Source organism: Caballeronia pedi (assembly GCF_001544915.2).
Lineage (GTDB): Bacteria > Pseudomonadota > Gammaproteobacteria > Burkholderiales > Burkholderiaceae > Caballeronia > Caballeronia pedi.
In genome coordinates, this window is record NZ_FCOE02000062.1 from 20,993 (window position 1) to 32,701 (window position 11,709).

General features: G+C 61.0%; 8 protein-coding genes. 5 read left to right on the forward strand and 3 right to left on the reverse strand.

Going from position 1 to position 11,709, the window contains the following annotated elements; all coding sequences use genetic code 11:
- Positions 1–492 precede the first annotated feature (492 nt).
- Complete coding sequence (locus tag AWB80_RS40140) at positions 493–1,185, reverse strand: alpha/beta hydrolase family protein (protein WP_061180166.1); 693 nt, start codon at positions 1,183–1,185, stop codon at positions 493–495.
- An 874-nt stretch (positions 1,186–2,059) separates the two neighbouring features.
- Between AWB80_RS40140 and AWB80_RS40150 the strand changes: the two genes are divergently transcribed.
- The 5 genes from AWB80_RS40150 (at position 2,060) to AWB80_RS40170 (ending at position 8,028) form a co-directional block, all read left to right on the forward strand.
- The gene (locus AWB80_RS40150) at positions 2,060–3,529 is read left to right on the forward strand and encodes a PucR family transcriptional regulator (RefSeq protein ID WP_061180167.1); all 1,470 of its coding nucleotides are present in this window, start codon (positions 2,060–2,062) and stop codon (positions 3,527–3,529) included.
- Between the two features lie 116 nt (positions 3,530–3,645).
- On the forward strand, positions 3,646–5,046 hold the full coding sequence (locus tag AWB80_RS40155; RefSeq protein WP_061180168.1) for an amino acid permease: 1,401 nt from the start codon (positions 3,646–3,648) through the stop codon (positions 5,044–5,046).
- Between the two features lie 42 nt (positions 5,047–5,088).
- Positions 5,089–6,471: an NAD(P)/FAD-dependent oxidoreductase gene (locus AWB80_RS40160; RefSeq protein ID WP_061180169.1), complete on the forward strand. Its 1,383-nt coding sequence runs from the start codon at positions 5,089–5,091 to the stop codon at positions 6,469–6,471.
- A gap of 14 nt (positions 6,472–6,485) precedes the next feature.
- Positions 6,486–6,836 carry a cupin domain-containing protein gene (locus AWB80_RS40165; RefSeq protein ID WP_061180170.1) on the forward strand — a complete coding sequence of 117 codons (351 nt, stop codon included), beginning with the start codon at positions 6,486–6,488 and terminating at the stop codon, positions 6,834–6,836.
- A 67-nt stretch (positions 6,837–6,903) separates the two neighbouring features.
- Positions 6,904–8,028, forward strand: coding sequence for a branched-chain amino acid ABC transporter substrate-binding protein (locus AWB80_RS40170; RefSeq protein WP_061180171.1), 1,125 nt, complete (start codon positions 6,904–6,906; stop codon positions 8,026–8,028).
- A gap of 229 nt (positions 8,029–8,257) precedes the next feature.
- Here AWB80_RS40170 and AWB80_RS40175 read toward each other — a convergent pair whose 3' ends face one another.
- Positions 8,258–10,036, reverse strand: coding sequence for a GGDEF domain-containing protein (locus tag AWB80_RS40175; protein ID WP_061180172.1), 1,779 nt, complete (start codon positions 10,034–10,036; stop codon positions 8,258–8,260).
- A complete protein-coding gene (locus AWB80_RS40180; protein ID WP_087132001.1) occupies positions 10,033–11,169 on the reverse strand; it encodes an ABC transporter substrate-binding protein in 1,137 nt (378 codons plus the stop codon). The genes AWB80_RS40175 and AWB80_RS40180 overlap by 4 nt, the downstream gene beginning before the upstream one ends.
- Positions 11,170–11,709 lie beyond the last annotated feature (540 nt).

Here is an 11,709-nt window from a genome sequence, read left to right on the forward strand (position 1 = left end):
GAAGCGCGGCGCGCAACCATCACAAGGCACATTGCTTGCCGCTGTTACGGCGATTCCCGGCCCGTCAACGAAGTCGGGAACAAGAGGAGGGCCGCACTGCTCGCTACTCGGCCTTTGCGGACGTTCGAGAACGCCCTCATGATTGTCAGCAATATGGCGGTGTCGGGCGACCGCGTCGGGCAGTGACCGGCCAATGCACGTTGTTAGACGCTCCGCCATCTGGTCCCGGCCGCATCCCTAGGCGGTCGCTCACGGATCGGCGCCGGCCAAATCAAAGCAGATGGCCCTCCGCGATTTCCGAGGGCGGATCACCCAAGCGGATCTGACAAATTCACTCACTCGGCACTGGGAAAACGCCGCCGACGCGACAGGCGTCGCTTATCGTGGCTATGCGACAGACCATCTGCGGATAGCGAAGGGATTGAGCAGGCGAGTGCAGCATGGCGAGCCGGCTCCCCGTCCCAACTCTGCTACAAGCGTTCCTGCGCTTGCTCAGGTACCGCGCCCGAACTCTCCTTCGGCGAAGAACCACGCCGACATCGTCCGTGCTAGTTCGAGCATGACTTCCGCGTCGGTCCGGCCGGAGGACGCGCGCACGTGGAACGAATGATCTGCGTCGTCCACCACATGCAGCGTGGCGCGTGGCCCCAGCGTCTCGACGACCGACCTCAGCAGGTGAAGCTCGGCCAGCTTGTCGCGCGTGCCCTGCATGAAGAGAATCGGCACCGTGACGTCCGCCAGGTGCCGTGCCCGCTCCACGCCGGGCGCGCCCGCCGGGTGCAGCGGAAACGCGACGAAGGCGAGGCCACGCACGCCGTCGAGCGGGGAGATGGCTTGAGCCTGGGACGTCATGCGGCCGCCGAACGACCTGCCTCCCGCGAAGAGCGGCAGGGCTGGCAGCCGCCGGCGGGCCTCTGCAACGGCTGTCTGCACGGCAGCATGTGCCACGGCCGGCGAGTCCACCCGCTTGGAGCCCCGCTCCATGTACGGAAACTGATAGCGCAATGTGGCGACATTGGCCGCCGCAAGCGCGTCGGCCAATGACGACATGCCGGCGTGCTGCATGCCCGCCCCGGCACCGTGCGCGAAGACATATAGCGCTCGCGCGTCCTCCGGCACTCGGAGGAGCGCAGAAACCTTAGTGTCGTCGGGCAGTGCCAGGGAAAGCGATTCTGGGTCGTCCATCGTATTCAGGTCGCGTCGATGTGGCTTTGCGCCGATTCTGCATCAATTGAGGAATCGGGGAGCGTTTGGGGCGGCCTCTGCCAAGGCAATGCGCAGGTGGAGTTTGCCGGCCGATCCATGGAGCGCGCCCATCGTGAACGGCGCCGCAGTCGCGATGTGTCGGTTGACGACCGCAAGCCCGACCGCAACGTGATCCGCGCTTTGAGACCTTTGCGTAATAACACGCCTGCAACATTGTCAGCGAGCTGTTACGGCACTGCAATTAACGTCAAAGGAAGTTCTCGAAGGGCAGTTCATTTATCTGGCTCTCTGGAAAAGCATGTCCGGCTGCAAAAAGTTCTGGGTTCGGCCAAGCCCTGTCGGATGATCGACGCACGAGCTTCGGCCATAGCCGACGCATGCCGCTCACCGTCCGTGCGGCTGCAATTCGCAGCTTCGCTGTCTATGGCCGAAGCGCGCATGTCGTGCGTCCGGCGGGGCTCTGTTGGCTTTAGCGAACGTTGCGGTGTTAGGCTCGCTCACTCGCATCATTTCGAGAAGCCATCGCAAGCGCGAGTCCGGCCAAAACGAGAGCCACTCCGACCGCGAACGACGGACTAAATCCGTCGCCGAACATGAATGATGCAGCGGAAATGCCAAAGACCGGCTGAAGGAACTAAACGCTCGCGGCCACCCTTGCCGGAACGACACGCAGCAGGTTGAGCCACAGTTGAAGTCCGGCAACCGTCATGACATCTCCCAGATACACCGCGGCTGACACAGCCCGCGTAGTGACGTGAATCGTGACGTGCGACGTCTCCCGGAGCGCCCACGGCAGCAGTGCACCGAAGCAGGCGGCTGTTCACCCCCGCAATTTACCTACCGAGTGCGACCGATGATTACCGTGCAGGAACTGCTCGATACCAAATCGCTGAACCTGACAGTCCTTGGTGGATCGACCGGACTGATGCGGACAATCAACTGGGCTCATGCCGTTGACCTTCCCGATCCTTGGAGATGGATTGCCGCCGGCAATCTGGTCATGACGACGGGTGTCGGCTTGCCGCGCAACGCCTCCGATCAGGTGACCTGGCTTGAAAAACTGGCTCGTAGCAATGCAAGTGCTCTGGTCGTCGCACGCCAGGCCGATGCGCCGGACTTGTCGCGCGAGATGCTCGATGCGGCAGACCGTCTCATGTTTCCCGTACTTGCGGCGAGCTTCGAGCTTGAGTTCGTGCAGTTGTCGAGACATGTGATCGAAAGTGTGCTGCAGGCCCAGCGCGACCGTTTCAGAGCTAGTGAACAACTGTTCGAGACTTATGCTGCGGCTTTGCGCGAAGTGCCGGATATGGCCGGACGACTGACCGTGCTTTCGGATCGGTTGCGGCTCGGTCTCGCAATCGAAGATGCTGGCAGTGGCTCGATCATTGTTTCCTCGGGCGCCTTACTGTCTTCCGACGAGACCCACCCGGCTTTTGTGGAACGCGTCGCTATCGGTGGCCGGGCGAGGGCGAATCTGGTCATTTGCCGCCGGGACGCGGAAGCTTTGCAAGACCCGCTGCTGGTGCGTTCGCTTCTCGGCCTGCTCGAGATCGAACTGGAACGCATGATGATCGACCGCGACAACCTTCGAAAAGAAGGGGCGGCGCTTTGGCGCAATCTGTTGCGCGGCGAGGCCGAGTTTTCGTTTCGTCCGATCCTGGAGCGACGCGGGTTGACGGGCACGCTCGTCGTGCTCGCGGTCTCTCCAGGAAAGCAAGGGCCGTGGAGTGTCGCGGAGATCCATCATGCGCCCGCGTTGCACACCCGTGCGCCGTTGCTGTTGGAAGACGACGTGCTGCTCGTGCTGGCGCAGGATGACGCCGACACGATCGAAAGCCTGCGGTCAGATCTGGGCAAGGGCACCGTGGTCGGCATAAGCGGACCCGTCACGGAGACAGCCGGCTTTCGCGAAAGCGTGCGACAGGCACGCCTCGCCCTGGCACAGGCACGTGAAGTCGGAGCGGGCGTCGTGCGCTACGGGGAAATCGAAACCGGCACTATCACGATGCCGAGGTCGCTCGCCGAGGCAAGCGCGCTGGTTGGCCGCTACCTTGGCCCCGTGATCGAGTACGACCGCGTCCACGGAACCGCGCTGCTCACGACGCTCATGACGTTTCTCGAAAACGATGGCAACTGGAAATCCACCGCCTTCGACCTCGCGATTCATCGACAAACGCTGGTCTATCGCCTGAAACAAATCGAGCAATTGAGTGGCGTCAAACCGAACACCACCGATGGCGTCACGCGGCTGTGGCTTGCCATTCAGGCGGGAAAGGCCGCTAATTTGTTATCGGGCGATCTATCGAAACCCGCGAATCGATAGTCATACATTTGTACAAAGACCGTTCTTCGAGCCGAAATTTTGCGCATAGCCCGGCTCGCTCGTATTGCTTTTAATGGAGGTCACAAAAGACAGAATCATTCCCAGGAGACAACAACATGCCTATTCAGACGGAGTTCGATCCGAGGCTGAAACACGCGCTCAAAACCCGGCATATCAGCATGCTGGCCCTCGGAGGCGTGATCGGCGCCGGCTTGTTCGTAGGCTCTAGCGCGGTCATTGCGTCGACGGGCCCCGGTGCGTTCGTCACCTATGCGATCACAGGTTTGATCGTCGCGCTGATCATGCGCATGTTGGGCGAAATGGCTGCGGCGCAGCCCATGAAGGGTTCGTTCGTCGACTATGCGCGGCTCGCTTATGGCGATGTCGCCGGTTATGCGATGGGCTGGCTGTACTGGTATTTCTGGGTGATCGTGGTCGGCTTCGAGGCCGTCGTCGGCGGGCAGACCATCCATGCATGGTTTCCCGCCATTCCCGTCTGGATCATCTCGCTCGGGCTGATGGTCATGATGACGGCGCGGAATCTCCTGTCCGTCAAATCTTTCGGAGAAGCCGAATACTGGTTCGCGGGCGTGAAGATCGTCGCCATTGCCGCTTTCCTGATCGTCGCGGGCGCTTACGTCTTCCATCTCTGGCCAGGATCGACAGCAGCGTTCTCCAACCTCACCGCACACGGCGGCTTCTTTCCCAAAGGCGCGGCAGCGCTTTTCACGGGCGTCGTGGTCGTGATCTTCTCGATGACAGGGGTGGAAGTCGCCACCATCGCGGCTGCGGAATCCGAACATCCCGAACGCAACGTTCGCCGTGCAGTCAACACGGTGATGGCCCGCATCCTGATTTTCTTCGTTCTCTCCGCGTTCTTCATTGTCGTGGCTCAGCCGTGGACGGACATCGTGCCAGGCAAATCTCCGTTCGTGACGACGCTCGAAAAGATCGGCATCCCGGGGGCCGCAACCGTCCTGACCGCCGTTATTCTCGTAGCCGTGCTGTCCGTGCTCAACGCTGGACTCTATACATCGTCGCGTCTGCTTCTGGTCCTCAGTTGCAACAACGAGGCGCCAACGTGGCTGGGACGTGTCACTAGCCGCGGCGTGCCCGCTCAGGGCGTCATCGCTTCGACGATAGTCGGATACGGATGCGTGGTGATCGCAGCACTCTGGCCCGACACGGTCTTCCTGTTCCTGATCAACTCGTCGGGGGCGGTGTTTCTGTTCGTCTATCTGATGATCTGCCTGTCGCAACTCAAGCTCAGGAGCGAATGGGAACGTCGGGGCGTGCTCAAGCTCCGCATGTGGGGTCATCCGTGGCTGCCGCTTCTCGTGACCGCCGCCGTCATCGCGGTACTCGTCAGCATGGCGCTGGATCCGAAAAGCCAGATCAGCCTTCTGCAAAGCGTCATCGCCCTGATCGTCATCGTGGCCTCTTACCCGGTGTTCTGCGTAAGGGGCAAGCGCAAGCAGACGCGGACCGCGACGCCATCGGCGGCAAGTCGGACATAACGTGGCAATCGGAACAAGAACCTGGATTGGCGGGAGAGAGGGATGCCATCGGCACAAGAACTGACGCAGATTCCAAACCGCCCGCTGTGGCATGAATCTTCGCGCGCGCGGGAAACGCTGGTGCGGGAAGAGCAGGCCGATGTGGTCATCGTCGGCGCGGGTTATACAGGGCTATGGACTGCGTACTATCTGTTGAAGGCGCAGCCGTCGCTGAAGGTCGTTCTACTGGAGCGGGAGGTTGTGGGCTTCGGCGCTTCGGGCCGCAACGGCGGGTGGGCGTCGGCGATATTCCCGATCTCGCTCGAACGCGTGGCGCACATGTATTCGCACGACGCGGCATTGCATCTGCAGGCAGCGATGAACGAGACCGTGAACGAAATCGGGCGCGTGCTCGACCTCGAAGACATCGATGCCGATTATGCAAAGCAAGGCTTTCTTTCGCTTGCGCGCAGCCAGCCGCAGTTCGATCGAATTCAAGCTTCGGTCGATGCCTCGGTTCGCTTCGGTTTGCCGGATCAATGGCGCGCGCTCGATGCGAAGGAAGCTTCGACGCGAATCGGCGCCGAGCGTGTGCTGGGCGGCCTTTACACCGAGCACTGCGCGCTGATTCATCCAGGCAAGCTCGTGCGTGGACTGGCAGCGGTCGTGGAAGGCATGGGCGCGCGAATCTTCGAAAAGACGGCCGCGCTGCACATCGCGGCCGGACAAGTGCGCACGGCGCATGGCGGCGTCAAGGCGAGGACGGTGGTGCGCGCAACCGAGGCGTTTTCCTGTCAACTGCCGTTGTGCAGCCGCTCCGTCATTCCGCTTTATTCCCTGGTGCTGGCGACGGAGCCTTTGCCGCAGACGCTCCGTCAGCGGCTGAGGCTCGATCATCGGCTGGCATTCAATGACATGCGCCACCTGCGGGTGTATGGACAGGTGACGGCTGAAGGTCGGCTGGTGTTTGGCGGTCGCGGCGCGCCTTACCGCTTCCGCTCGCGAATCGCACCCGAGGATGAACTGGTCGACAAGGTGCATGCCAACATCCACGCCGCGATGCTTGAGTTCTTTCCCGAGCTGGCCGACGCCCGCATCACGCATCGCTGGGGCGGCGCGCTCGGGGTGTCGCGGGATTGGTGTCCGACCGTGAGCATGGACAAGGACGCGCGCATTGCCTGGGCGGGCAACTACGTCGGCGATGGTGTCGCCACGAGCAACCTGGCAGGCCGCATCCTGCGCAATCTGATTCTCGAGCGCGATGAAGCGATCAACCGGTTGCCTGTCGTGAATCATCGTTCGCCGGCCTGGGAGCCGGAGCCTTTTCGCTGGATCGGCATCAATGGCGGTCTTACGGCGGCGGGCTTCAGCGATTTCGAAGAACGTTTAACCAACCGGCCATCTCGTACAGCACGGGTCCTCGAAAAGCTGACGGGTGCGCATTGAAAAAGGAGTGATACATGGCGAAGTTCACCATCGTCAAAGCCGCCGATATTGCTTCGGCTCGACTTGCCTCAGCCGGCCAGCGAGCCGGCGCCGATAGCGGCGATCCGCAGATTGCCGTCAAGCAGGTTGCGCCCGAGGCGGTTGGCAATCTCGGTATATGGGAGTGTCAGCCAGGCGGCTGGCCCGTGATAAATCGCCCCGATACCGAGTTCACGTACATCATTTCCGGGCGTGCCAGGCTCACCGACGACTCGACGGGCGAAGTGATCGAGATCGTCGGCGGGGACCTTGTCATCTTGCCGCCCGGATGGACGGGGCGCTGGGATGTCCTGGAGCCCGTTCGCAAGATCTACGCCATTTATTGAACAAACGCACGCCGTCTCCACGGACGGCAGGCATTCATAACACCAACCTATAGTCTGGAGACGAAGCATGCGTAAATTCATTGCTCTTGGCGCGACCGCCTGCACCGCGGTCACGCTGGCACTGCCGGCATTGGCACAGGAAGTCGTCGTGATCGGACATTCGGCCCCGCTGACGGGACCTCAAGCGGCGAATGGCAAGGACAATGAAAACGGCGCGCGAATGGCTGTCGACGAACTCAATAAACAAGGTGTGGTGGTAGCGGGCAAGAAGGTGACTTTCAAGCTGGAGTCGCAGGACGATCAGGCCGATCCTAAAACTGGCGTTCAGATCGCCCAGATTCTGGTCGACCGAAATGTCGTCGCTGTCCTGGGGCCGTACAACTCGGGCGTGGCTATTCCCGCTTCTCGCGTCTACAACAATGCGGGGGTTCCGCTCCTGCCCGTGGCCTCGAATCCCGCGATTACGAAGCAAGGCTTCAAGAATATTTTCCGGATTGGCGCTAGCGACGCCCAGCTTGGCGGGACGATGGGGGAGTTTGCGACGAAGGAGCTGAAGGCGAAGACGGTCGCAATCATCGACGACCGTTCTGCCTATGGCCAGGGCATCGCGGAACAGTTCGAGGAATCGGCCAAGGCGAACGGCCTCGAAATCATCGACACGCAATTCACCAACGGCCAGGCAACCGATTTCCTTGGCATCCTCACGGCGCTCAAAGCCAAGAACCCCGATGTCATTTTCTTCGGCGGCTACGCATCTCAAGCCGCGCCGATGGTCAAGCAGATGCGGCAGCGCGGCCTGAAGGCGAAGCTTCTTGGAGGAGACGCCATCTGCACGGCCGACATGGGACGAGTGGCGGGCGACGCGGCCTCGATTGTCTATTGCTCGCAGGGCGGGACCTCGCTGGACCGGACTGCGGAAGGCAGAGAATTCATCAAGAAATACAAGGACACTTACCACATCGACATGCAGGTCTATGCAGTCAACTACTACGATGGCGTAAAAATGTTGGCCGACGCCATGACGAAAGCCGGGACGACGACCGACAAAAGCAAGCTGATCGCACAACTGGCGAAGGAAGAATACAAAGGAATAGCCGGCTCATATTCCTTCGATGCCGAGGGAAATCTGAAGGGCGCGCCAACGACGGTGTATGTCATTCGAAACGGCTTGCCCGTTCCTTATGTCAGGTAAGCGGTGACTTCTCGAGAAGCTCCAGTCAGAGTCGGCCCGAGGCGCGAACGTTCGAACGCAGTTGCGGGTCTCACTGCGGATCTCCGCAAGAGTCTTCGGTGAGCAACCGCGGCGAATCACAAGCCACGCACACTAGGCCGCCCGTAATCCCTTTGCGTACGCTTTTCGGTCTTCAGTCCGTGCCGCGCCGATTTGCACGGGCGTTTCCCCAGCGTCGAACAGCCGAGAACTAGTTCTCGTTGGCAATGGTGTTTTCGTATGCGGTCTTGACGCGCTGCTCGTCGGACAAGTCACCGTAGCGTTGCCAGAAGCCACGCCCTTTCGACTTCGCAACATACATCGCGGTGTCTGCGTTGAGAAGTAAATCGCGCGCGGAGACGCCGTCTTGTGGAAACTCGCTGATGCCGACACTTGCTCCCACAACCACCTGTCTCCCGTTCACGGGAAGGTCGCTTTCCAGTGCTCGCACAATGTCCGCAGCGAGATCCGACGCCGAAGCGGAGGAATACGCGCCTTCCACCAAAACGACGAATTCGTCGCCGCCGAGTCTCGCCACCGTATGTCCCTTGGAAAGCACTTGTTGCAGACGGTCCGCCACGGCCACGAGCACGGTGTCACCGAAAGAATGACCGAACTGGTCGTTGATCTGCTTGAAGCGGTCCAGATCGACGAACAGCACGGCGAGCCGCTCGCCGCTTGCGCCCGCGTCATGCACTGCTGCGTCGAGCTTTTGCATGAACAGCATGCGGTTGGGCAGGCTCGTGAGCACGTCGTGATTGGCCAGATGCGCGAGCTGATGCTGCTTGTCGTGAAGCGCATCCACCTGGGATTTGATTTCGCGCCGCATGCGGTCGAAGCAGCGCGCGAGCGTACCGATCTCATCGGTGCGTTTGAGCGGCAATGCTTCGGTCGCGTTGTCGGCGAAGAAATGCGTGGCCGCGTGGGTGAGTATCTGCAGCGGCCTCGTCAGCGCGCGCGCAAACAGGATGGCAAGCACGAGCGCCACCAGGCTCGAAAACAGGATCATTCGCACGATCTGATCGCCGAGCAAGTTTGCGCCCGCCAGCACGTCAGAGAGCGGCTTGCTGAGTCCAAGCACGATGAAGCGATTGCCCGCCGACGCGCCGAACGGCCGCTTCACGAATGCGAGCACCGCGTCGTGCGCCTGCTTTGGGTTAGTGAGTCCGTTGATCAGCACGCTGTTTGCCGTGCGCTCGAAGAGCGGCTTCGTCGCGGCGAAGCTGTCCTGCATGAACACGCGGCGCCCTTTGTCGAAGCCGAACGCCTGCGAAGCATCTGGATGAACGAGGAAGTCGCCCCATTCGTTGGCGAGATACACCTCATAGTCGGGAGGCAAGTCGGTCCGCAGCAGTTTGAGCAGGACCGCGAGATCCACGTCGAGCACCACCACGCCTACGACGCCGCCTGCGGGCGTCGCGACGGGGGCGGCGAGGCGCAGGATGGGCCTGCCTTCGGCGTAGTGCGCGCCGTGTTCGCGATTGATGGTGATCGGCCCGATGTACACATGGCCGGGCGCCAATGCCAGCGTGTCGAACACGTACGCGAACTGGCCTTTTTCCTGCAGGTTGGCTTCCCGGACCTCGACGATGCCGTGTCCGTCGCGATCGAATCGTATTCTTTCCAGCCCGAAACGATCGCGCGCAATGAGCCGTGCCTGCAGGTACACAGGATGATGGAGCATGAAGCTCGAGAAGACCTGTGCAAGCCGCGCCCGGTCCTCCTTCGTTCTCAGGTCGTCCGCCGATTGTGCGATGAGCGCCGAAGACGGCATGGTTGCGAGCACGAGCACGTCGGCAGCCATGTCGTCGATGGAAACCGAGAAGCGCCGGCCGAGCAGCTCCGTCGCAGTGAGAAGATTGCGCCCCGCCTCGCCGGCCAGCATGGTGCGATTGGCGCGATACGCGTAGTAGCCGGTCGAGCCCGACGCCAGCACGCCAATCAACGCAAGCAGCAACGACAACTTCACCATCAGTCCGGGCCGCATCATCGAAAGCGCTCCGGCCGGTCGCCGGACACGATCCGGCTCCAGAGCGACTCGCGCTCCTTGATGTTCTCCACGGGCTGAATCCAGATGAGATGTGCGCTATCGCCACTGGCTTCGGGCGGCGGGACCAACGTGTTCGCAAGACCCTGCCGCTGCGTGAGCAGCGCGCTCACGTCGGGTTCGAGCATGTAATTGATCCAGGCGAGCGCGAGCGGTCGGTTCGTGGCCGATTGGGTCATGGCCCAGCAATCGAGCCAGGCGAGCGCGCCCTCTTCGGGAATGACATATCCCACATCCGCGCCGGCCTTGCGCAGCAGAGCGAGCTGCTGCGTGCCGTAATTGCCGAACATGAGCGCGGCCTTGTGCTGAATGAAGTACGCCGTGGCTTCCTCGGGCACGGTGTAATAGGTGAGCAGATTACGGCGCAATTCGACTAGTTTTCGCGCGATCTCTCGCATCTGCGCGTCGGTGAGCTGGAACGGATGCGGGTAGCCGAGCGCCAGCGCCGCGAACGAAAAGTTGTGTTGCGCGCTGTTAAAGTCGAGCACTTTGCCCCGGTAGCGCGGGTTCCAGAGCTCCTTCATGGAGCGGGGCGCAATGGGAATCTGCTTGCGATCGTAGATCAGTCCCATCGACGAATACGTGAACGGGATCGCGTAGATCTTGCCGTTCGCGGTGAGTCCGTTGATCGACGAGAGCGCGCGAAACCGCGGCAACTGACGTTGCGTGTTCGGCAGTTCATCCAGATCGAGCGGAGTGAGCAGGTTCTCCAACGTATAGCGGTGTATTTCCGCGGTGTTGGCAGCCAGTACGTCGAACGGCGGCTTTCCGCCTGCGTGCATCTTGTCCGACAAAGCTTCGTCTGAGTCTACGAAGGTCACTTGAACGCGTGCGTTGAAGCGACTTTCGAACTTCTTCACGACGTCGTTGTCGGCATAACCCGGCCATGCGAGCACCCGCAGCACGTTTTCTTGGGCGAAGGTCGGCAAGCCACACAACGTCAGCGTGAAGAAGGTGAGCGCGGCAACGGAAGTGCGGGAAGAAAAACTGACGCGCCGAAATAAGCGCTCCGCAATCTCGCATCCCCAAGAGAGCAGGACGCGTCTCCGATTGGGCGGTGAGGGACCAAGGCTCATGTGTTAGTTCTTCTGCCATCGTGTGTAAAGACAACCCAGACCGCTTTCCAGGGTGGGACTAGCTGGCACGCACGCTCTTACAAACGCCTTTGTCGCACGCTCGACGTTTGAATTCGTTGCCGTAGCGCTGACTGGAAATCTTCGTGTGGCTGGGCCTTCGAACGATGACCTGATCCGTTGATCTAAAACATCATGCCCGGCTTGATTCGACAGGGCTGAACGAAACGGCATCCGATATCCTGAAACGCCTCCATTGCGTTAACGGTTTCGTGCCGGCGATCTTTAGCCGCCCCGGCTCATTCGGACGATTGCACGGCTCATTTACCGCTATTACCAGACCGATGCTAAGTCTCCGAGGGGCTAATACGTGTCGCCCCCGTCCACCCTACTTTGCGCCCGAGTGTTCGCTCCCACATTGCGGACTAGTTCCATACGCCTGCATAGCTCGACTCAGAACGTATATCCGACCGACAGGAAGGTCACGATCGGATTCAGCTTGAGCTTGGATTCACTCTTGACCTGCCCGACCGCGGAGTTCGT